The sequence below is a fragment of the Amycolatopsis lurida genome, from assembly GCF_900105055.1.
In the GTDB taxonomy this organism is placed as follows: Bacteria; Actinomycetota; Actinomycetes; order Mycobacteriales; family Pseudonocardiaceae; genus Amycolatopsis; species Amycolatopsis lurida.
The window spans coordinates 84,186-106,272 of sequence record NZ_FNTA01000001.1; the positions used below are offsets into that span (position 1 = coordinate 84,186).

Genomic DNA, 22,087 nt, shown 5'->3' on the forward strand with positions numbered 1-22,087 from the left:
AAGTTGTGGGGGATGTCGTGCCGGGTCACTACCGAGAGCTGTTCGCCGCGAAAGGCTCTCTCGCCTTCTCCGCCGCCGGATTGGTCGCGAGGATCCCCGTCCCGATGATGGGCATCGGGATCATCACGATGCTGGCGCAGACGCGGGGTGACTACGGGCTCGCGGGGCTGCTCTCGGCGGTGTTCACGCTGTCCATGGCGTTGCTCGGGCCGCAGGTGTCGAGGCTGGTGGACCGCCGGGGGCAGAGCCGGATCCTGTTGCCCGTCACGGGGATCAGCGTGATGGCGCTCGGCGCGCTCCTGCTCTGCGCGCGCTTCGGGGCGCCGGTCTGGACGCTGTACGCGTCCGCGATCCTCGCCGGATTCATGCCCAGTATGGCGGCGATGGTCCGGGCACGCTGGTCGCGGCTGTATCGCGGCTCGGCCCGACTGCACACCGCTTTCGCGTGGGAATCGGTGGTCGACGAACTGACTTTCGTCATCGGCCCCGCGTTGTCGGTGGCGCTGTGCACCACCGTCTTCCCCGAAGCCGGGCCGCTGGTCGCCGTGGTGTTCCTCGCTGTCGGAGTGCTGCTGTTCGTCGCGCAGCGCGAGACGGAACCACCCGTGCTGCCGCCGGGCGGGTCGGCCGGAAGTTCGGCGATCCGGCTGGGCGCGGTGCGGGTGCTGGTGCTGACGCTGGTGGCGGGCGGCGTCATCGTCGGCACGGTCGACGTCGTCAGCGTGGCGTTCGCCCGGCACGTCGGGTCGCCGTCGGCCGCTGGTGTCGTCGTTTCGGTCTACGCCGTGGGCTCCGCGATCTCGGGCCTGGCCTTCGGGACGCTCAAGCCTGCCATGACACCGCCTCGACTGCTCCTGATCGGCACCGCGGGCACGGCGGCGAGCGTGCTGCCGTTGCTGGTCGTCGACGGCGTCGTCAGCCTGTGCGCGGTGGTGTTCGTCGCCGGATTGTTCTTTTCTCCCACGATGATCGTCGTCATGGGGATGATCGAGAAGGTAGTGCCGGCGGAGAAGCTGACCGAGGGGATGACGTGGGCGATCACCGGTCTGAGCATCGGTGTCGCGCTCGGCGCCGCGATATCGGGTGAGGTCGTCGACCGTTTCGGGCCGGACGGCGGGTTCGCCGTGGCGGTCGTCGCCGGTGGCTTGATCGTCCTGATCGCCTTGCTCTCGTATCCTCTGCTGCGCAGGAAGACCGCGATCAGTGAGGAGGCGGCACGCTGAACGAGCCGAGCACCGACGGCCGCCTTGCCAAGGGCGAGCAACGCAAACGGGAACTGATCGAGGCCACCCTGCGGATCGTCGCGAGGGATGGCGTGTCGGGGGTCAGTCATCGCACCGTCGCCCGCGAGGCGGGGTTGCCCGCGACGGCGGCCGCGTACCACTTCCGGGGGATCGGCGACCTGCTGACCGCCGCGCTGACCCAGTGCATGGACGAGGACTCCGAACGGATGCGGGTCCTCGCCGCCGAGGCCGACGGGGGCGAGGACGCACTACGGAGGTTCGCCGCCTTGATGGCCGAAGTCGTCGCCAAACCAGGGCATCTGCTGGCGGAGTACGAGTTGTACCTCTTGGCGGCGAGGGACCCGAAGCTCCGCGAGTCGACCGATCGCTGGATGGCGGCCTTGGCGGACTTCGCCCGCCGCTACACCGCCGACCCGGTGCGGGTCGAGATGCTGGTCGCGCTGGTGGACGGGGTGCTGCTGCAGGGATTGCTGCGCGACGAGCCGCCGACGGCGGAACGGTTCGAGGCCATTCTCCGGACCGCGCTGCCCTCGTGATCTGATCGCGCGTGAAGGCCAACCGCCCTCAGGCGGTGGTCTCGCGTGATCGGGCGGACGACACGCGTGTCCGGATGGACGACACGCGTGATCCCGCGGACGGCACACGTGTTCAGGCGGACGACTCGCCGCGCGACCCTCGCCTCGCGCGTGTCGTCCAGCCAAGCACGCGAAACCGCCGTGAAGGCCTCCTTGAGGGACCAAGAGTCCCTCAAGGAGGCCTTCACGGACCCGACCGCGGCCTACGTGGTCGCGGGTGGTGACCAGGTCAGCCGCGGATCCGTCTGCACGAAACTGCCCAGCAGGTGATCGATCCGCGTCAGCGCGTCGAGGTCCAGCACCACGCCTGCCGCCTTCGCGTTCTCGGTCACCTGGGCGGCGGTGCTCGCGCCGGTCACCACGGAAGCGACGGTGTTGTGCTGCAACGTCCACGCGAGCGCCAGCTGAGCCATGGTCAGCCCGGCCTCGTCGGCGACGCCGCGCAGCATGCCGACGCGTTCGAGAAGGTCCGGCAGGAGCAACGGCCGCGCCTCGACCGCCTTCGCGGCCCGTGAGCCCGGCGGGATCTCGCCCGGCCGGTACTTGCCGGTCAGCACGCCCTGCGCGAGAGGGACCGACGCGAACTGCCCGATCCCGGAGCGTTCGCACACCGGCATCACCTGGGCTTCGGCGACCCGCCACAGCATCGAGTAGTGCGGCTGGTTCGCGATGAGCGGGACGCCGTGCCGCTCGGCGATCGGCCGTGCCTCGAGCAGCTGCTCCGCCGTCCATTCCGCGGTGCCCGCGTAGAGGATCTTCCCCTGCCGCACCAGATCCGACAGCGCGAGGAACGTCTCCTCCAGCGGCGTGCGGTAGTCGAACCGCAGCAGCTGGTAGACGTCGATGTAGTCCGTGCGCAGCCGCCGGAGCGAGCCGTGCAGGGATGTGACCAGGTGTTTGCGGCTGAGGCCCGCGTCGTTGACGCCCGGCCCTTCCGGCCAGAACACGCCGGTGCACAGGACGAGATCGTCGCGGCGGGCGTGGCTCAGTGCCGCGGCGAGGTTCTCCTCGGCGGCGCCGCCGTCCCAGGCCGCGGCGGTGTGGAAGGTCGTGACGCCCGCCTCGAGCGCGGCCTGCACGCATTCCGCACCGTCCTGGTGGGTGAGCCAGTTGCCGTAGGAGATCTCGCTGACGGACAAGCCGCTCGCGCCGAGCCTGCGGTACTCCATGGTCACCTCTTCCGCGCGCCGGTTTCGAGGATGGTGCGGTCGATCCATTCGTCGAGGCCTGCCGCCTTGCGGGCGTAGGTCTCCCGCACCGATTCGTGCGGCAGGATCAGGAACTCCTCCGACGCCAGCCCGTGCACGACGGACTCCGCGACGTCCTCCGGCTCCAGCAGGGGCGCGGCGGCGGCGATCGCGAGCGCGGCGGGGTGCCCGGCCGCGATCCCGGGTTCCAGGAGCGCGGTCCGCACGCCGAGCGGGCACAGCGCGCTGACCCGTATCCCGCGCGGACGGTAGGTGATGGCCAGCCATTCGGCGAGTCCGACGGCCGCGTGCTTGGTCACCGAATACGGCGCGTCGCCCGGGGTGCCCAGCAGGCCCGCGCCCGACGCCGTGATCAGCAGGTATCCGTGGCCCCGGCTCAACATCGCGGGGAGCGCGACCTGCGCGGCGTGCACGTGCTGCATGACGTTGATCGCCCACGAGCGGGTCCACTGTTCGTCCGCGGCGTGCACGCCCGTCCCGAACGCGGCGCCGGCGTTGGAGCAGAACAGGTCCACCGCGCCGAAGGTCGAACGGGCGTCGGTCACCAGCGTCTTCAAGTCCTCTTTGGACGACGCGTCGGCGTGGCGGGCGATCGCGGCGCCGCCCGCGGCGGTGATCTCGGCGACCACCTTCTCCGCGCCCTCGAGGTCGAGATCGGAGACGACCACCCCGGCGGCGCCCTCGGTGGCGAACCGCCTGGCCATGGCGGCGCCGATACCGTGTGCCGCGCCGGTCAGCACGACGACTCGTCCTGTTACTTCCACATGCGCTCCATGGTTATCGATTCTGCTTTCGGTGACAATTATTCCGTTTTGTGACGCCGGTGAGCAGCGCGTTGTCGAAATATGCGATGTGCGTGATAAAAGTGCAGGTCAGAGGCTTGTTCTGCACATGTCGACATATTTGTTTCCGGCGCCGGACTTTAGCACGCGTTCCCTTGTTTTCCGAGTTTTCGCACGAGAGTATTGCGCTCTCTGCGGCAAGTAGATTATTTCTTGGGAATCCCGCTGAAAGATCGCCGAACCCGGCGAGGTTCGACCAGCCCAGCCGAACAGGAGGTCCGCCGGTGAGTCATGCGACGGCGCGCACGCGGGTACTCGGCGTCAATCCGCTCGGACGTCCCGATCCGGGGCTGGCGGCCGCCGTCGCCAGGGGTGGCGGTCTCGGGATCGTGGATATCGGGTCCACGGCGTCCCAATCGGACTACGGGTTCCCGTTCGGCCTTCGGATCCCGGCGGGACGTCCCGTGCGGGACGAAGAGGTACGGGAAAGCGGCGCGGGGCTCGTCCTGCTGGCCGAGGGGGCGGTCTGGCGGGGCAGGGCCGGCCTCCCCGTGCTGGCCGAGGTGACCGGTGTCGAGCAGGCCGTCCGAATGCTCGACGCCGGCGCCTCCGGTCTGGTGGCGAGGGGAGCCGAGGCGGGCGGCTCGGACCTCACCACCTTCGTCCTGCTGCAACGGTTGCTGGCGCGGTTCGGCGAGGGCGTCCCGGTGTGGGCGTACGGAGGCATCGGGCCGAGGACGGCGGTCGCCGCGATCGCCGGCGGCGCGGCGGGCGTGGTGCTCGACGGGCTCGGCCTGTTCCCCGAGGCCGACGTGCCCGAGGCGGACCGCGTCGAGCTGGCCAGGGCCGACGATGGACTCAGCGCGATGCTCGCGAATCGCTTCGAGGACGCGGAAAGCGCTGTCCGCTCGGTCGTGCGGTCGCTCGCGGTGCCGGCGGCGCTCCACGCGGATCAAGGTGAACGGCTGTGCCGCACCTTGGGAACCCGTCTGCCGGTCGTGCAGGGTCCGATGACGCGGGTGAGCGACCAGCCCGGTTTCGCCGCCGCCGTGGCCGCGAAAGACGGCTTCCCCTTCGTCGCGGTCGCCACCGCGAACGGCGCCAAGACCACCGAGTTGCTCGGCCGCACCGCCGAAGCCCTCGGCGAACGACCCTGGGGAGCGGGCATCCTCGGCTTCGTCCCGGAGGCCCTGCGCGCCGAACAGCTCGCGGCGATCCGCGCGGCGCGCCCACGATGCGTGCTGATCGCGGGCGGGAAACCCGCGCAGGCCAAGACGCTGGAGGCCGACGGTATCTCGACCTTCCTCCACGTGCCGTCGCCGATCCTCCTGCGGCAGTTCCTCGACGCCGGGATCCGCCGGTTCGTCTTCGAGGGCGCCGAATGCGGCGGGCATATCGGCCCGCGGTCGAGCTTCGTGCTGTGGGAACAGCAGATGGACGTCCTGCGCGAACACGGCGGCGATGACGTCGAGGTCCTGTTCGCGGGCGGGATCCACGACGCCCGCTCCGCCGCGATGGTCTCGTCGATGGCGGAGCCTCTGAGCGGCGGCGTCGGTGTCTTGATGGGCACTGCGTACCTGTTCACCGAAGAGGCGGTGACCCACGGCGCCATCACCGGGACCTTCCAGGACCGCGTGCTCGACGCCGGGTCCACGGTCACCCTGGAGACCGCGCCCGGACATCTGACCCGCTGCCTGCCCAGCCCGTACACCGACGAGTTCGCCGCGCTGAAGGCCGGGCTCCGCGCGGACGGTGTCCCGCCGCAGGAGGCCTGGCAGCGGCTGGAGGAGCTGAACACCGGACGGCTGCGGATCGCGAGCAAGGGCATCCGGCGGGAAGGCGACGCGCTGGTCGAGGTCGACACTCTCGGCCAGCTCGCCGAAGGGATGTACATGGCGGGACAGGTGACCGTCTTGCGCGAAGACCGCACCGACATCGCCGCCCTGCACCGGGAAGTCACGGAAGGCGCGGCCGAACTGCTCGCCGTCCGCGCTCCCGCCGAAGAGTCCGTTGTGGACGGTGACATCGCCATCGTCGGGATGGCCTGCGTGTTCCCGGGGGCGCCCGATCTCCCGGCCTTCTGGTCCACCGTCCTGCACGGTGCCGACGCCGTCACCGAGGTGCCGGACCAGCGCTGGGACAAGGAGATCTACGCGGACCAGTCGACGTCGAAATGGGGCGGTTTCCTGCCGCCGGTGGACTTCGATCCGCTCGCCTACGGCATCCCGCCGAAGTCGATGGGCAGCATCGACCCGGCACAGCTGGTCTCCCTGCAGACCGCGCGCCGCGCCCTCGAAGACGCCGGTTACGGCGAAGGCGGCTTCGACCGCGAGCGCACCAGCGTCATCTTCGGCGCCGAAGCCGGGGGAGACCTGGCGAATGCCGGAGTGCTGCGCGCGCTGCTCCCCAGCTACCTCGAGGACGTCCCGGATGAACTCCTCGCCCAGCTGCCGGAACTGACCGAAGACTCTTTCCCCGGCACCCTCGCCAACGTCATCTCCGGCCGCATCGCCAACCGGCTCGACCTCGGCGGCGCCAACTACACCGTCGACGCCGCGTGCGGCTCCTCGCTGGCCGCGCTGGACCTCGCGGTGAAGGAACTGCGGGCGGGGACGAGTTCGATGGTCCTGTGCGGCGCGGTCGATCTGCACAACGGCGTCAACGACTACCTCATGTTCACCTCGGCGGGTGCCCTGTCGCCGACCGGCCGGTGCCGTCCGTTCGACGCGGCGGCCGACGGGATCGCCCTCGGCGAGGGCGTCGCTTGTCTCGTGCTCAAGCGGCGGTCCGACGCCGAACGCGACGGCGACCGCGTGTACGCCGTGGTCAAGGGCGTCGGCGCCGCCAGTGACGGCAAGGCGCTCGGCCTCACCGCGCCGCGTCCCGAGGGACAGCGACGGGCCCTCGCCCGCGCGTACAGCGACGCCGGCGTGTCCCCGGCGGACGTATCGCTCGTCGAGGCGCACGGTACGGGCACGGTCGTCGGCGACGCCACCGAACTGACCACGCTCACCGAGTTCTTCCTCGCCGCGGGTGCCGAACCGGGCACGTGCGCGCTGGGCTCGGTGAAGAGCCAGATCGGGCACACGAAATGCGCCGCGGGACTGGCGGGCCTGATGAAGGCGGCGCTGGCGCTGTGGCACGAGGTCGTGCCGCCGACACTGCACCTGAGCAGGCCGAACCCCGCCTGGGACGCCGAGAGCAGTCCCTTCACCTTCTCCACCGGCGCCCGGCCGATGCCGGTTCCGCGCGGACGCGAGTTCGCCGGAGTGAGCGCGTTCGGGTTCGGTGGGACCAATTTCCACGCGGTGCTCGCCGCCCCCGGAGTGCCGCCGTCGCGGCGGCACGGCCCGCGTGACTGGGACGCCGAGCTGGTCCTGCTCCGCGGCACCGACGTGGACGCCGCCCGTGCCACCCTGCGGGATCTGCTGGCGGCCAACGAAGGCCGTCCGCTGCGGGAGATCGCGGCCCTCGCCGCCGAATCGGGAGGCTCCGCGCCGGTGCGGCTCGCGGTCGTCGCAAGTGACGTCGCGGAACTGCGCGAGGCCGCCGAGAACGGTGGAGGTCTCGTCGCCGAGGACACCGAAGCCGGTGCGGTCGCGTTCCTGTTCCCCGGCCAAGGCAGCCAGCGGACGGGAATGCTGGCGGACCTGTTCGTGCACTTCCCCGACCTGGCCGACGTCCTGCGGCTCGCTCCCGACGTCGCCGCGACGACGTTCCCGCCGCGCGCGTTCAGCGAAGACGCCCGCGCCGCGCAGGACGAAGCGCTGAAGGACACGCGTGTCGCGCAGCCCGCGCTCGGGCTCGTCGAGTCGGCCGTCTGCCGGTTGTTCGCCGACCTCGGCGTCCGGCCGGATCTGCTGGCGGGGCACAGCTACGGCGAACTGACCGCCCTGTCGGTCGCGGGCGCGTTCGACACGCCGACCTTGGTGGCGCTCAGCCGGGCCAGGGCCCGTTCGATCGCCGAAGTCGCGGGCGCGGATCCGGGCGCGATGGCCGCGGTGAAGGCGTCCAGCGAGGAACTGGCCGCCGCCCTCGATCACCCGGACGTCGTACTGGCCAACCACAACGCGCCGGGACAGACCGTCCTTTCCGGACCGACGGTCGCCATCGAGGAGGCGGTCCGCGAACTGCGAGCACAGGGAATCGGCGCGAAGCGGATCCCGGTCGCCTGTGCCTTCCACAGTCCGCTGGTGGCCGGGGCGAGCGACGTCTTCGCCGTCGACCTCGACAACGCCGAGATCGGCGAGCCGGGTCCGCCGGTGTGGTCGAACCGCACCGCCCGGCCGTACGAAGCCGGAGCGGTCCGTGCCGAGCTCGCTGCGCAGATCGGCTCACCGGTGCGCTTCGTCGAACTGATCGAGGACATGTACGCGGCAGGCGCGCGCACCTTCGTGGAAGCGGGCCCCGGGCAGGTGCTTTCCCGGCTGGTCAAGGACATTCTCGGCGACCGGCCGCACAGCGTGATCGCGTGCGACCCCGGCGGGCCGGGGCTGCGCGGGTTCCTCACCGCGCTCGCGCGCCTGGCCCTCATCGGTGTCGATGTGCGCACCGAACGGCTCTTCCGCGGCCGGGTCCGTGTCGGCCCGCTCCCCAAGCCCGCTTGGACCGTGGACGGCCAGACCGTCCGCGCGCCCGGCGGCGAGGTCCCCGCCCATGGGCTCGTGCCCGCCCGACGAATCCCGAGGACGACCATGAACCAGCCCGCGCCCGGACGTGACCAGGCCGTCGTCGAATTCCTCCGTACCAGCCGCGAACTACTGGCGGCGCAACGGGACGTGATGCTGGGATACCTCGGCACCGCGCCGCTCGCCCCCGCTCCGGTGCAGGCTCCGGTCGTGCCGGCGCTGGTGCCATCGATCGAGGCGGCGGTCGTCGTACCCGAGCCGGAGCCGGTCGCCGAGGCCGCGGTCACGGATGTCCTGGCCACCGTGATCGGCGCGATCAGCGAACGCACCGGCTATCCGGCCGAGATGATCGACGCCGATCTCGATCTGGAAGCGGATCTTTCCATCGACTCGATCAAACGCACCGAGATCGCGGGCTCGCTGCTCGCGAAGCTGGGCCTCACCGGCCGGGTGCACGACGACGCCCAAGATCAGCTCAGCCGCGACCGGACGGCGAGCGCGCTGGCCGCACGGCTGCGGAAGTGGCTCGAACCGGCGGCGCCTGCCGCCGCGGCACCGGTTCCCGCCGAGACACCGGTCGGAACGGCGCCCGGGCGATACCTGCTCGACCGCGTTTCCGCGCCGCTCGGCACGCCCGACCTCGCCGAGGTGAGCGGCAAATCGGTCGCGGTGAGCTTCGAGCCCGGTCAGGAGGAACTGGCCGAGTCGGTCCGCGCGGTGTTCGCCGACGCGGGTGCGCTGCCGGGGGAGCGGGGCGAGGCCGACTTCGTCGTCGTGCTGAATCCGTTGTCGGACGCCGAGGAACCCGTCGCGGCGCAGGTGTTCGGCCTGCTCAAGGCCGCCAAAGGTGCGGTGCTCGTGGTGGCGAGGCCGGGTACCGCGCACACCGCCGGACTGCGCGGACTTGTCCGGGCGGCGGCGCGGGAGCGTAAGGAGCCGACCAGGCTCGTCGAGCTGGAGTCCACAGTGGACCTCGCGCGGATAGTGCTCGAAGAGGTGATCGCCGACGGCCCGGTGGCCGTTCGCTACGACACCGCGGGACGCGCGGCGTTCGAGCCTTCTGCGGGCTCGCTCGGTTCGATCGCGTACGCGGGCGCCGGCCCCGGCGGGGGAGAGGCCAAGGCGCTCGGCCTCGACGAGGATTCGGTGCTGTTGCTGATCGGCGGCGCCCGTGGGATCACCGCGCGGGCGGCGGTCGCGCTGGCGGCGAGCGGATGCCGCGTCGAACTGGCGGGCCGCACGCCGTGGCCGGCCGAACCCGGCGACGAGGACCTTCCCGGTGACGCGCCGGGGATGCGCTCGGCTTTGGCCGCGCGCGGGGGTTCGCTGGCGGACATCGAACGCCGGGTGCGCACCGTGCTGGCCCAGCGCGAGATCGCACGGACGCTCGACCAGATCCGGGCAGCGGGCGGTACCGCCGCGTATCGGCCGCTCGACGTGCGCGACGCCGCGGCCGTCCGGCAGGTGGTCAAGGATCTGCACACGCGCTACGGCCGGATCGACGGCGTCGTCCACGCGGCCGGGGTGATCGACGACAAGCTGATGGCCGACAAGGACGAGCAGTCGTTCCGCACGGTCTACGGTACCAAAGTGGACGGTGCGCGGGCGTTGCTCGACGCACTGGAGCATTTCGGCGTGCGGCCCGCGTTCGTGACCTTCTTCGGGAGTATCTCCGCGGTTCTGGGAAACCGCGGTCAGACCGATTACGCGGCGGCCAACGACGCACTCGAAACCCTTGGCGAACAGTGGGCGGAACGTACCGGCTGCCGGGCGCTGACCGTCCACTGGGGACCGTGGGCGCCCTCGGGCGATCACGCGGGCATGGTCTCGCCCGAGCTGGCGCGCGAGTACGAGCGTCGCGAGGTGGCGCTGATCGACCCGGACGAGGGTACCGCCGCGCTCCTGCGTGAGCTGGCCTACGGTCCGGCCGACGTCCGCTCGGTGCTGTACACGGCGTCGCTGTGGTGAACCAGGAGCCGGTCGCGATCGTCGGGATGGGTGTGTTCCTCCCCGGCGCGTCCACTGTGGACGAATATTGGCGGAACATCGAGTCGGGCACCGACGCGATCACCGAGATCCCGCCGCACCGCTGGGATCCGAGTTTCCACGACGGCGACGGCCGCACCCCGGACCGCACCTACGGCAGGCGCGGCGGGTTCGTCGCCGACAGCCTGGACTTCGACGCGACGGCGCTCGGCATCGCCCCCAGCAGCGTCGCCGGGATGGAGCCCGACCAGCTCGTCGCGCTGGCCGTGGCCGCTTCCGCGGTCGACGACGCCGGTGGCCTCCGACGGCTCGGGGACCTCGAACGCGTCGGCGTGATCCTCGGCAGGGGCGGCTACCTCTCACCCGGGCTCCAGCGGTTCGACCAGCGCGTCCGGTCGGTCCGCCAGATCACCGGCGCGGTCCGGGAGCTGCTGCCGTCGGCGCGTCCAGAGATGCTCGACCGGCTCCGCGACGCGCTGCTGGAACCGCTCGGCGAGTTCCGGCCGGACACCGCGATCGGGCTGGTGCCGAACCTCGCCGCGTCGCGGGTCGCCAACCGCCTGGACCTCGGCGGCCCGGCCTACACGGTGGACGCGGCCTGCGCGTCGTCGCTGCTCGCCGTGGACCAGGCGATCGGTGAACTCGCCCGGCGCCGCTGTGACGTCGTGCTGGCGGGCGGCGTGCACCACTGCCACGACGACACGCTCTGGTCGATGTTCACCCAGCTCGGCGCCCTCTCGCCGAGTCAGCGGATCAGCCCGTTCTCGCGGGACGCCGACGGCCTGCTGATCGGCGAAGGTACCGCGATCGTCGTGCTGAAGCGGTTCTACGACGCGCGCCGCGACGGCGACCGGGTCTACGCGATACTGCGCGGTTCGGGGACGTCGAGCGACGGGAAGGGCGCGAGCCTGCTCAGCCCGGCCGTCGCCGGTCAGACGCTGGCGCTGCGCCGCGCGTGGGCGTCGGCGGGGCTCGATCCCACCGCGCCCGGTGCGCTCGGCCTGCTGGAGGCACACGGGACCGCGACGCCGGCCGGGGACGCGGCCGAACTGGCGACCCTCGCCGAGGTGTTCGGCCCGCCGGACGGACCCCGCGCCGCGATCGGCGCGGTGAAGGCGATGATCGGCCACACCATGCCGACCGCCGGGGCCGCCGGGCTGGTCAAGGCGGCGCTCGCCCTGCACCACGCGATCCTGCCGCCGACCCTGAACTGCGCCGATCCGAGCCCCCTTCTGGACAAGACACGGTTCCGTACTTTGACCACCGCCGAGCGCTGGCGTTCAGGGGACGTCCCGCGCCGGGCGGCGGTCAACGCCTTCGGTTTCGGCGGTGTCAACGCGCACGTGGTGCTGGAGGAGGCCGACCCGGCACCCGCGCGGCCGCGCCGGGCCAAGGTGACCGGGGAAGCCGAGCGCGTCCTGCTGCTCGCCGCACCCACCCTCGGGGAACTGCGCGCCCTGCTCGACCGCCCGGAGCCGGAATCCGGTGGGCACGGCCCGTGCCGGATCGGGATCGTCCGGCCCGACGGGAAACGGCTCGAAGTCGCGCGGAGGGTGCTCGCCAAGGTCACGGCCGAGGGCGGCTCCTGGCGCGGCCCCAACGACATCTGGTGCACGACCGCGCCCTTGCTGGAGCAGCCCGGGGCGAAGACCGCGTTCGTCTACCCGGGGCTCGAAGCGGACGCGGAACCACGGTGCGCCGACGTCGCCAAGCACTTCGGCCTGGACCGGCCGGAGTGGTCGACGACGAGCGTGCTTTCGCGCGCTTCGAGCGTGTCCCAGGTCGGGTTGCTGCTAGACGCCGCGCTGAGGCGACTCGCCATCAAGCCGGATCTGCTCGCCGGGCACAGCGTCGGCGAATGGACCGCGATGCAGGCGGCGGGGATGTATCCGGGACAGTCCACTGAGGACATGCTGAACCGGTACTGGCCGCAGGGATTCACGCTGCCGGATGCCGAGTTCCTCGTACTCGGCTGCTCCGCGGAGCGTGCCGAGGCGCTGCTCGCGGCCGAACCGGAGCTGATGATCTCGCACGAGAACGCGCCGCGGCAGACGATCGTCTGCGGTGACCCGGCGGCCGCGGCCCGGCTCGCCAAGCTGTGCACGCAGCACGGCGTCGTCGCCAGGACACTGCCGTTCCGGTCCGGGTTCCACACCCCGCTGATGCGGTCCCGGCTCGGCCCGTTCACCCGGCTCGCGGCGGAACTCGACCTGAAGCCGCCGCGGATCCCGGTCTGGTCGGCGACCACGGCGCGGCCGTATCCCGCGGATCCGGTGGAGGTCCGTGAGTTGTACCTGGCACACCTGGTGCGCAAGGTTCGGTTCCGGGAGCTGGTCGACGCGCTTTACGCCGATGGCGCGCGGGTCTTCGTGCAGGCGGGCGCCGGTCAGCTCGGTTCGTTCGTGTCGGACACGCTGGGCTCGCGGCCGCATCTGGTCGTCCCGGCGTCGTCCGGTACGAGGCCCGGTCTCGCGCAGTTGCGCAGGGTCGCCACCGCCTTCTGGGTGGAGGGCGGTCGGCCCGCGTTCGAGGCACTGGAGCCACGCCGCACCCGCATCGACACCGCGGGCACGCTGCTTTCGGTCGAGGGCGACGTGAAGGGCATGTTCGACGGCGCGGTTCCCGAACTGGCCGACGGGATCCCGGACGCGATCGTCGCGGAGTTCACCGCGCTGCTCGCCGAGACCAGAGAGGCCGCCGCCAGTGTCGCCAACGCCGCGGCACGGCGCACAGTCGAGTCCACTGTGGATGTCTCACTCGCGACGATGCCATATCTGGTGGATCATCGGTTCTTCCGTCAGCGCGAGGACTGGCCCGACGGAGCCGACTTCCGTCCCACCGTCCCGGCGACGACGCTGGTCGACCTGGCCTGCCGGGAAGCGGAACGGGCCTGGCCGGGTACGGTCGCGACCGGGGTGAGCAACGCGGCGTTCTCCCGGTGGCTGATCGCCGCCCCGGCCGCGCTCGTGCCGCTCTCGATGACCCGCGAAGGTGACCGGATCAGTGTCCAAATAGGACCGCACGCCAGTATGGACGTCCATCTGGCGCAGCGGTATCCGGCGGCTCCCCGGCCGTCCCCGCCGCCGGGGCCGGAAACCGCGCCGCCGTTGACCGCCGCCGAGATCTACACCCGCCGCGAGATGTTCCACGGACCCGCGTACCAAGGGCTGGACAAGCTCATCGGGCTCGGTGAACGGCATATCCGAGGCGACCTCGTCGTGCCGTCGGCGCCCGGCGCGCTGCTGGACAACGTCGGCCAGCTGCTGGGCTGCTGGCTGATGGCCACCAAGGCGGACGCGCTGCTGGCGTTCCCGACGTCGATGGGCCGGATCACCTGGTACGCCCCGGAACCGGCGCCGGGCACCCGGCTGCGGTGCGTGGTGCGGGTCCGGCTGCCCAGGCCGGACGTGCTGGAGATGGACGCGGAACTCGTGCTGGACGGCGCCGTGCTGGCCCGGATCGAGCAGTGGCGGGACATCCGGTTCCCGTGCGACCGGCCTGCCCATCGGGTCTACGCCTTCCCGGACCGGAACCGGCTCTCCGAGGACCATCACGGCGGGTGGACCCTGGTCTCCGACCGGTGGCCGAGCCCGGCGGCGCGGGACATCTACGCAGGCATCTATCTGGGTGCGGCGGAACGCGCCGAGTTCGCCGCCTGCGCGCCCCGGCGGCAGCGCGGCTGGCTGCTGGAACGGATCGCGATCAAGGACGCGGTCCGCGCGAAACTCGGCCTGGACGGCGTGTACCCGGCGGAACTCCGCGTGAGCGCCGACGGGACCAGGGTGACCGGGCTCCACGGCCGGACGGTGTCACCGCTGAACGTGGCCGTCGCGACGACGGGAGAGGTCGCGGTCGCCCTCGTCCGTGAACCGGGCGCGACGCCACCCAGGATCGCGATCCGGGCGGAAGGCGAGCTTGCCGGGCTCGCCGAGGAGATCGGTATCGGGGCGGAATACGCCGGAATCCCCGGGCACGTGGTGGCCTGGAACCACGGGTGAGAGCAAGGAGCAGAGCATGACGATCGAACAGCAGAGCCCGGCGTCGGTCTTCGGCACCGTGGCCGAGTTGCTGAAGGAACTGGTCGGGGACACCGACGTCCTCGGCATCGAGATCACCCCGCAGACCACCTTCCACGAGGATCTCCAGCTGGAGAGCATCGACCTGGTGACCTTCGCGAGCATCCTCGCCGAGTTCTTCGGCGCGGACGTCAACCTCGCGGAGTTCCTGGCGGAGAAGGACCTCGACGACGTGATCGGGCTCCGCGTCGGCGACATCGCCGACTACGTGGCCGCCCGCCTCGGCGAACGGGCGTAGGGCGATGCCGACGATGACCGTCAACGGGCTGCGCACCAACGTGCAGCTCGTGCCCGGCGGGGGCACGGAGACCGTGGTGTTCCTGCACGGCATGGGCACCGACAGCCTCGCGAGCTTCTACCTCACGCTCGCGCCGCCGGTCGCCGCCGCCGGAGTGGACGTGATCAGCTACGACCTGCGCGGGCACGGCAAGACGGAACGTCCCGAACGCGGGTACACGATCGGGGATTTCGTCGACGACCTCGACGACCTGCTCGACCAGCTCGACCTCGACCGGCCCGTTCATTTGGTGGGCAACAGTTTCGGCGGCACCCTCGCCTACAGCTACGCCGTGGCGAAACCGGAACGGGTGCGCAGCATCGTGTGCATCGAGTCGGAGCCCGCCACGGAACTGTGGGCGGGCAAGATGGCGCAGATCCTCGAACACACCGTGCGCTTCTTGAAGGTGGAGGAAAGCTTCGACTGGATCGAGGCCAACTACAGCGCGCATCACCGTCGGCTGGCGCGGATGGCGGCCGAACGGATCATGTCCACGTCGATGGCCGAGGAGGTCCCGCTCGGTCCGCTGCTGACCATGGACCAGGTGGCGGGGATCGGCTGCCCGGTACTGTCCATTTTGGGCAGTCACGGCTATCAGGCGGACGACCTCACCGCGTTGACGTCCTTGTTGCCCCGCGGCGAGCTGCACGTGTTCGAGGGGCAGGGCCATTCGGTGCTCGTCGAGCAGCACCGGGAAGTCCGCGAACTGCTGATCGACTGGATCTCGCGGCACGGGAGGCCACGCGGATGAAATTCCTGCTGGTCGTCCCGCCGCTCACCGGGCACGTGGCGCCGTTGCGCGCGGTGGCCGCCGAGCTGGTGGGGCGCGGCCACGACGTCGCCTGGTGCGGTCCGGAACCCACGACGTCCGAGCTGACCCGGGCGGGCCGGGTGTACCCGGCCGGGGACGCGCTGGATTTCGCCGTCGAGCGCCGTCCCGAGGGCCTGCGCGGGTTCGCGGCGCTGAAATACCTTTGGGAGCAGTATCTGGTTCCGCTCGCGGACGCGATGGTGCCAGGGGTCGAGACCGCGGTGGCCGAGTTTCGGCCCGACGTCGTCGTCACCGACCAGCAGGCGTTCGCGGGCGCCCTCGTGGCGAGCCGTCGCGGGCTGCCGTGGGTGACGTCGGCGTCGACGTCCACCGAACTCGGGGACCCGCTGGGCGCCATGCCGAAGATCGCCGCTTGGGTCGACGGGTTGCAGGAAGGCCTGCGTGCGCGGCATCAAGTGGCCTGCGGGGACCTGCGGTTCTCACCGGATCTCATCCTCGCCTTCACCACCGTGTCCCTGACCGGGCCGATCGCCGACATGGGCGCGGTCCGGTTCGTCGGCCCGGCGCTGGCACCCGCGCCCCCGGTGGGCTTCTCGTGGGACCGGCTCGACGGCCGTCCGCTCGTCCTCGCCACGCTCGGTACCGCCAACGCCGCTCTCGGCCGCCGCTTCCTGTCCGAATGCGTCGACGCCCTCGCGGGGATGCCGGAAGTGCAAGGCCTCGTCGTCGATCCCACCGGCGAGCTGCTCAGCGAGGACGTGCTGGTGGTCAAGCGGATCCCGCAGGCGGAAGTGGTGCGGAAGGCGGCGGCGGTGATCTGCCACGGTGGGCACAACACCGTCAGCGAGACCCTCGCTTCCGGCCTGCCGCTGGTGATCGCGCCGATCCGGGACGATCAGTCGATGCTGGCGCAACAGGTCGAGGCCGCCGGCGCCGGGTTGCGGCTGCGCTTCGACCGGGCGAAGGCGCCCGACATCCGCGACACGGTCACCGAGGTGCTGACCGAGCCCGCCTACGCCGCCGCGGCCGCCCGGGTGCGGGCCTCGTTCACGGCGGCCGGAGGAGTCGTGGCGGCCGCGGACCACCTGGAAGCCTTGCCGCGCTGACCCGCCGGTGGGCGTAACTTGCGTGCTTGGGGCCGTATCTCGCGTGATTGAAGACGTAACACCGAGATACGGCCCCAGCCACGCGTGTTACGCCTTCAATCACGCGAGTTACGCCTCTGATCACGCGAGTGCGGAGTTTCAGGCCATCGGGGTGACGCCTCGTGGCGAGCGGAACGTCCTCGCCGCGATCCACCCGCCTGCCGCGGCCGCCACGGCGGCGATCGCCAGCGAAATGGGGACCGACCAGCCTGAAGGACGTCCGAGCGCGAGCGCGCGGGTCGCGTCGATCGCGTAGGTCAGCGGATTGAGCGCCGAGACCACTCGCAGCCACGTCGGCATCGTCTCGAGCGGCATGTACGCGCTGGACGAGAACATCAGCGGGAACATGACCACGAAGGACGCCATCTGCAGGGTTTCGGCCTTGCGCAACCAGGTCGTGATGGCGACGAAGATCCAGCTCAGGCACCAGCCGACGACGAGCGTGAGCAAAAGAGCCGCGGTGACACCGAAAACGCCGCCGGTCGGCCGGAAACCGAGCAGTACCACGCTGGCGAGCGCGGTCACCAGCAGTTGCACGGCGAGCCGGGCGGAATCGGAGATGGTGCGCGCCACCAGGACGGCCGAAAGGCTGATGGGCATGCAGCGGAGCCGTCCGGTGAATCCACTGTAGATCTCCGCGAGCAGGCCGGCTCCCGAACTCATCGCCGTCGTCATCGCGATGTTCACCAGCGTCGCCGGGACGAGGAAATTCACGTAGCCCTGGTAGGCCGCGACACCGGGCAGCGTGCTGACGCCGTTGAACACCTGACTGAACAACAGGAGCAGCACGATCGGCTGCAGCAGCCCGAAGAACACGAGCCGCCGGTCGCCGAACGCGGTCTTCAGCGAGCGGGCTGCGAGCACCCGGACCTGGGTGGTGAAGGTGCTCGGCGGCCAGGTCGACGGGTCACCCAGCACCGGCGGGGACGGCGCGCGATGCCGTGCCTCGGTCATGGCGCGCCCGCCGGATTCCGGTGCAGCGAAAGGTAGACGTCGTCGAGCGTCGGCTCCGCGACGGTGAGGTCCTTCATCGGAGCGCCCGCCGCGTCGAGCGCGCGCACCAGCACCGTGATGTCGGAGGGCCCGGACAGTGCGACACCGAGCACCAGCCCGGAGGCCGACGTCGTGCAGCTCATGCCGAGCCGGTGCACCGCGGCCAGCGCGCGGCGGGCGGCGAGGTCGGTGCCGAAGGTCAGGGTCGCGGTCCGTTCCCCGAGCCGGGCCTTCAGTTCCGACGGCCGCCCGGAAACGGTGACGTGCCCCAGCCCCAGCACGATGACGTGATCCGCCAGTCTGTCCGCCTCCTCGAGGTACTGCGTGGTGAGCACGACGGTGGTGCCGTGCGCGGCGAGCCGTTCGACGCCGTCCCAGAGCCCCGCCCGGCTGAGCGGGTCGAGGCCGGTCGTCGGTTCGTCGAGGAAGAGGACGTCGGGGGAGCCGACGAGCCCGGCGGCCAGGTCGAGCCGCCGCCGCATACCGCCGGAGTACGTCCGCGCGGGCCGGTCGGCCGCGTCGTCGAGGCCGAACATGGCGAGCAGTTCGGCCGCGCGGGCCCTGGCCTGACGCCGGTTCGCGCCCAGCAGCCGGGCGACGAGTTCGAGATTGCCGCGACCGGAGAGCGCGTCGTCGACCGCCGCGAACTGACCGGTGACCCCGATCCGCCGCCGGACGTGATGGCCGGCGCGCACGACGTCGAAACCACAGACCTTGGCGCTGCCTCCGTCCGGTTCGACCCGGGTGCTCAGGATGTCGATCAGCGTCGTCTTGCCCGCGCCGTTGTGGCCGAGCACCGCGAGCACGGTGCCGCGGCAGACCCGGAGACTGACGCCGGCGAGGGCCGTCACTTCACCGTAGTGCTTGGCGAGGCCGGACACCTCGATGGCAGCCTGCTCCATTCGCCGAACGTAGCGGGGCCTTCGGTGCGGCCGCAATGCCCAGGGCCTCGTGAGTGGCAAGGACGGTTAGAACCGTCATTACCACTCACGAGACCGGACGCAAAACAGTTACGCCCATTACAATCTTTTCCCGTCGCGGACCCTCCATTCCTGAATTACTTGTCCCCCTGGCATTCCGTCAGTAGCGTGCTGCTCCAGTTGGCCGTTCGGCCGGACAAGTCGAAATGAGGAAGCCCGAATGTCAGTGCTGACCGGGCGCGTTCTGCGCGCCTTCCTGCTCCCGGCGGTGCTGGGGCTGGGGGCGCTTTCCTTGGCTTCCGCCTCCGCCGATCCCGCGCGGACACAGCAGACACGAGAAGCCCTCACGCAGGAACCCGCCATCGCGCAGGCCGGACTGACGTTCGGTTTCTATGTCGGCGACGAACAGCAGCCCACGACCAGCCGCGTCGCGAAACTCGGCTCGGACATCACCTTCCCGCAGGGCCGGTTCGACGGCAAGATCCTCGGTTTCACCGGGCAGGTGCCGATCACCGGCAAACTCGCCATCCCGCCGACGTCGAGTTATTTCGTGTCCTTCCGCTTCATGCCCGCCACCGGTGACGTCGCACTCATCCCGGACGGCGACGCCACCGGCACGGTCCTCGTGAAGACCGGCGCCACCGGCGACTGCAAGGAGGTCGGCACCAACATCTGCGCGCACACCGACGTCACGAACAAGGTGTTCATCAAACTCACGAACGTCAAAGTGGACGGCAAGGTCCTCGACGTCGGCCCGAACTGCCGGACCGCGCAATCGGTCGCGGTGAACATCAAAGCGCTGGTGCCGCTCGCGTTCCCCGCCCCGCCGGTGAAGGTCACCAGCACCTTCACGACCCCGGGGTTCGCCGGCTGCGGGGTGCGTGAGGATCTGAGCCCGTTGCTGACCGGGCTGGTGTCCGGACCCGGCAACACCCTGGTCACCAACCTTCGGCTGCGATGCGTCGGCGATGGTGGGCCCCCCAACGGATGTGGAGCCTGACGATGGCCAATCCAGTCGCTCTGCTCGCCCGCGCGCCGGAGAAGGCCGCCGCGGGCCTGCGCGAATTCGGCCGCATGTGCGCCATGGGGATCGACGTCGTCCTCGCGATGTTCCGCCGCCCGGTGCAGGTCCGGGAGTTCATCCAGCAGTTCTGGTTCATCGCGAGCGTGTCGATCACGCCCGCGATCCTCGTGTCGATCCCGTTCGGCGCGGTCATCTCGCTGCAACTGGGTTCGCTCACGAGCCAGATCGGCGCGCAGCAGTTCAACGGCGCCGCGAGCGTCCTCGCCGTCGTGCAGCAGGCCAGCCCGATCGTGACCACGCTGATCATCGCGGGAGCGGGCGGTTCGGCGATCTGCGCGGATCTGGGCGCTCGCTCGATCCGCGAGGAGATCGACGCGATGGAGGTGCTCGGTGTCTCGCCGATCCACCGGCTGATCGTGCCCCGCGTGCAGGCGGCCATCGGCGTTTCGGTGCTGCTGAACGGTTTGGTCAGCGTCGTCGGCGTCCTCGGCGGCTACTTCTTCAACGTCATCGTGCAGGGCGGCACGCCGGGCGCGTACCTCGCGAGTTTCAACGCGCTGGCCCAGCTGCCCGACCTCGTCGTCAGCTCGATCAAGGCGTTCATCTTCGGTTTCCTTGCCGGCGTCGTCGCCGCCTACCGGGGTCTGAACCCCAAGGGCGGCCCCAAAGGCGTGGGCGACGTCGTCAACCAGTCGGTGGTGATCACGTTCCTGCTCCTGTTCTTCGTCAACACGATCCTGACCGCGCTGTACCTGCAGCTCATTCCCGCGAAGGGAACCTGATCCCGTGACCAGCGTCCCCGAACGGGCCCGCGAGGCGTTCAAACGCCCCGGCAACAGTCTTTTCGAGCTGGGCGACCAGTTGCTGTTCTACATCCGCGCGCTCGCGGCGATCCCGATGGCGGTCACCCGCTACTTCCGGGAAGTGGTCCGCCTGCTCGCCGAAGTGACCTTCGGCAGCGGGGCCCTCGCGGTGATCGGCGGCACCGTCGGCGTGATGGTCGGCCTGTGCGTGTTCACCGGGATCACCGTCGGGCTGCAGGGTTTCAGCGCGCTGAACCAGATCAACATCTCCGCGATGACCGGCTTCCTCACCGCGTACTTCAACACCCGCGAGATCGCGCCGCTGTCGGCAGGGCTAGCGTTGTCCGCGACGGTCGGCGCCGGATTCACCGCGCAACTGGGCGCCATGCGGATCTCCGAAGAGATCGACGCGCTCGAAGTGATGGCCGTACGCAGCATGCCCTACCTCGTCACCACCCGGATCGTGGCCGGATTCATCGCGATCATCCCGCTCTACGTGATCGGCCTGCTGATCTCCTACCTCGGCTCAAGGGTGACGACGGTGGTCTTCTTCGGACAGTCCGGCGGAACCTACGACCACTACTTCTCCTTGTTCCTACCGCCTGAAGACGTACTGTGGTCGTTCGCCAAGGTCCTCGTGTTCAGCGTCGGCGTCATCCTCACGCACTGCTTCTACGGCTATCGCGCCGCAGGCGGCCCTGCCGGCGTCGGGGTCGCGGTCGGCCGCGCCGTGCGGACGTCGATCGTGCTGATCAGCGTGCTGGACCTCTTCCTCAGCCTGGCGATCTGGGGCGCCACCACGACCGTGAAGGTGTCCGGATGAGCACGCGCGCACGGACGCAGGCGGCGGGGGTGGTCTTCCTCGTCATCCTGGTGCTGCTCGGCTGGCTCGCCGTCGCCATCTTCAACAAGGACTTCGAACGCGCGGAACTGGTCACCCTCAAGACCGACCGGGTCGGCAACCAGCTGGCGCCGCCCGCCGAGGTCAAGGTCCGCGGTGTGCCGTTCGGCGAGGTCAGGGCGGTGCGGGGCACCGCCGACGGTGCGGAGATCGACCTCGCCATCGATCCGGCGAAGATCGATCAGCTGCCGCGCAACGTTTCGGCGCGGTTGCTGCCGAAGACGGTGTTCGGCGAACGTTACGTCAATCTCGTGCTCCCGGAGCGGCCCGCCGGTGGCTCGCTGCGCGACGGCGACGTCATCGGCCAGGACCGGTCTTCCAACGCGATCGAGCTGGAACGGGTCCTCGGAGATCTGCTGCCGCTGCTGCGCGCGGTGCAGCCGCAGAAGCTGAACAGTTCACTGGGTGCGATCTCGCTCGCGCTCGACAACCGCGGGAAGTCCCTGGGGGACAGCATCGTCCAGCTCAACGACCTCCTCGACCAGGTGAACCCGCTGATGCCGCAGTTCAAGGCCGACGTCACCGGTCTCGCCGACGTCGCGGACCTCTACACCGGCGCGGCGCCGGACATCCTCAAGGCGCTCTCGGATCTCTCCACCACCGCGAAGACCATTGTGGATACTCGGGCGGACCTCGACAAGCTGTACGCCAGCGTCACCACCGCGAGCGGCGACATGAACAAGTTCCTGGTGCAGAACAAGGACAACATCATCGGTGTCAGCGTGAAGAGCAGGCCGACACTCGAGCTGCTTT

The 22,087-nt window shown here is 70.5% G+C and carries 15 protein-coding genes; 11 read left to right on the plus strand and 4 right to left on the minus strand.

From position 1 onward, the window contains the following. Window positions 1–5 precede the first annotated feature (5 nt). Entirely contained in the window at window positions 6–1,223 is a 1,218-nt protein-coding gene (locus BLW75_RS00355; RefSeq protein ID WP_241783830.1) for an MFS transporter, read from the plus strand. 92 nt (window positions 1,224–1,315) lie between these two features. Then, window positions 1,316–1,780 carry a TetR/AcrR family transcriptional regulator gene (locus BLW75_RS00360; RefSeq protein WP_034316644.1) on the plus strand — a complete coding sequence of 155 codons (465 nt, stop codon included), beginning with the start codon at window positions 1,316–1,318 and terminating at the stop codon, window positions 1,778–1,780. Window positions 1,781–2,022: 242 nt separating this feature from the next. Here BLW75_RS00360 and BLW75_RS00365 read toward each other — a convergent pair whose 3' ends face one another. Both BLW75_RS00365 and BLW75_RS00370 read right to left on the minus strand, forming a co-directional pair. After that, window positions 2,023–2,988, minus strand: coding sequence for an aldo/keto reductase (locus tag BLW75_RS00365; protein WP_034316641.1), 966 nt, complete (start codon window positions 2,986–2,988; stop codon window positions 2,023–2,025). A gap of 2 nt (window positions 2,989–2,990) precedes the next feature. Then, a complete protein-coding gene (locus tag BLW75_RS00370) occupies window positions 2,991–3,791 on the minus strand; it encodes an SDR family oxidoreductase (protein WP_034316638.1) in 801 nt (266 codons plus the stop codon). Window positions 3,792–4,093: 302 nt separating this feature from the next. On the opposite strand from BLW75_RS00370, the gene BLW75_RS00375 reads away from it, so the two are divergent. Genes BLW75_RS00375 through BLW75_RS00395 form a run of 5 tightly spaced genes read left to right on the plus strand, consistent with a single transcriptional unit; the run spans window position 4,094 to window position 16,654 of the window. Next, window positions 4,094–10,405: a type I polyketide synthase gene (locus tag BLW75_RS00375; RefSeq protein ID WP_034316635.1), complete on the plus strand. Its 6,312-nt coding sequence runs from the start codon at window positions 4,094–4,096 to the stop codon at window positions 10,403–10,405. Next, window positions 10,399–14,421, plus strand: coding sequence for a beta-ketoacyl synthase N-terminal-like domain-containing protein (locus tag BLW75_RS00380; protein ID WP_034316633.1), 4,023 nt, complete (start codon window positions 10,399–10,401; stop codon window positions 14,419–14,421). The genes BLW75_RS00375 and BLW75_RS00380 overlap by 7 nt, the downstream gene beginning before the upstream one ends. A 16-nt stretch (window positions 14,422–14,437) precedes the next feature. Then, the gene (locus BLW75_RS00385) at window positions 14,438–14,737 is read left to right on the plus strand and encodes a phosphopantetheine-binding protein (protein ID WP_034316630.1); all 300 of its coding nucleotides are present in this window, start codon (window positions 14,438–14,440) and stop codon (window positions 14,735–14,737) included. A 4-nt stretch (window positions 14,738–14,741) separates the two neighbouring features. Then, a complete protein-coding gene (locus BLW75_RS00390) occupies window positions 14,742–15,527 on the plus strand; it encodes an alpha/beta fold hydrolase (protein ID WP_034316627.1) in 786 nt (261 codons plus the stop codon). Further along, on the plus strand, window positions 15,524–16,654 hold the full coding sequence (locus tag BLW75_RS00395; protein WP_091596377.1) for a glycosyltransferase: 1,131 nt from the start codon (window positions 15,524–15,526) through the stop codon (window positions 16,652–16,654). The genes BLW75_RS00390 and BLW75_RS00395 overlap by 4 nt, the downstream gene beginning before the upstream one ends. A gap of 138 nt (window positions 16,655–16,792) precedes the next feature. Here BLW75_RS00395 and BLW75_RS00400 read toward each other — a convergent pair whose 3' ends face one another. Together BLW75_RS00400 and BLW75_RS00405 are read right to left on the minus strand one after the other, a co-directional pair. Continuing rightward, the gene (locus BLW75_RS00400) at window positions 16,793–17,647 is read right to left on the minus strand and encodes an ABC transporter permease (RefSeq protein WP_034315139.1); all 855 of its coding nucleotides are present in this window, start codon (window positions 17,645–17,647) and stop codon (window positions 16,793–16,795) included. After that, a complete protein-coding gene (locus tag BLW75_RS00405; RefSeq protein ID WP_034315137.1) occupies window positions 17,644–18,588 on the minus strand; it encodes an ATP-binding cassette domain-containing protein in 945 nt (314 codons plus the stop codon). The genes BLW75_RS00400 and BLW75_RS00405 overlap by 4 nt, the downstream gene beginning before the upstream one ends. Before the next feature lie 238 nt (window positions 18,589–18,826). On the opposite strand from BLW75_RS00405, the gene BLW75_RS00410 reads away from it, so the two are divergent. The 4 genes from BLW75_RS00410 to BLW75_RS00425 form a co-directional block, all read left to right on the plus strand. Further along, window positions 18,827–19,606 (plus strand): hypothetical protein, encoded by a 780-nt coding sequence (locus tag BLW75_RS00410; protein ID WP_034315135.1) that lies wholly within the window; start codon window positions 18,827–18,829, stop codon window positions 19,604–19,606. 2 nt (window positions 19,607–19,608) lie between these two features. Beyond that, window positions 19,609–20,412, plus strand: a complete 804-nt coding sequence (locus BLW75_RS00415) for an MlaE family ABC transporter permease (RefSeq protein WP_034315133.1) — start codon at window positions 19,609–19,611, stop codon at window positions 20,410–20,412. A 4-nt stretch (window positions 20,413–20,416) separates the two neighbouring features. Next, window positions 20,417–21,256 (plus strand): MlaE family ABC transporter permease, encoded by an 840-nt coding sequence (locus tag BLW75_RS00420; RefSeq protein ID WP_034315131.1) that lies wholly within the window; start codon window positions 20,417–20,419, stop codon window positions 21,254–21,256. Beyond that, window positions 21,253–22,087, plus strand: an 835-nt coding sequence (locus BLW75_RS00425) for an MCE family protein (RefSeq protein WP_091596379.1), incomplete at its 3' end; no start/stop codon positions are given. The genes BLW75_RS00420 and BLW75_RS00425, both read left to right, overlap by 4 nt.

What these genes read in the sequence shown, in the direction of transcription:
- BLW75_RS00365 (WP_034316641.1), bottom strand. Translation starts at nt 2,988, where the DNA reads ATGGAGTACCGCAGGCTCGGCGCGAGCGGCTTGTCCGTCAGCGAGATC.
- BLW75_RS00385 (WP_034316630.1), top strand. Translation starts at nt 14,438, where the DNA reads ATGACGATCGAACAGCAGAGCCCGGCGTCGGTCTTCGGCACCGTGGCC.
- BLW75_RS00390 (WP_034316627.1), top strand. Translation starts at nt 14,742, where the DNA reads ATGCCGACGATGACCGTCAACGGGCTGCGCACCAACGTGCAGCTCGTG.
- BLW75_RS00395 (WP_091596377.1), top strand. Translation starts at nt 15,524, where the DNA reads ATGAAATTCCTGCTGGTCGTCCCGCCGCTCACCGGGCACGTGGCGCCG.
- BLW75_RS00400 (WP_034315139.1), bottom strand. Translation starts at nt 17,647, where the DNA reads ATGACCGAGGCACGGCATCGCGCGCCGTCCCCGCCGGTGCTGGGTGAC.
- BLW75_RS00405 (WP_034315137.1), bottom strand. Translation starts at nt 18,588, where the DNA reads ATGGAGCAGGCTGCCATCGAGGTGTCCGGCCTCGCCAAGCACTACGGT.
- BLW75_RS00410 (WP_034315135.1), top strand. Translation starts at nt 18,827, where the DNA reads ATGTCAGTGCTGACCGGGCGCGTTCTGCGCGCCTTCCTGCTCCCGGCG.
- BLW75_RS00415 (WP_034315133.1), top strand. Translation starts at nt 19,609, where the DNA reads ATGGCCAATCCAGTCGCTCTGCTCGCCCGCGCGCCGGAGAAGGCCGCC.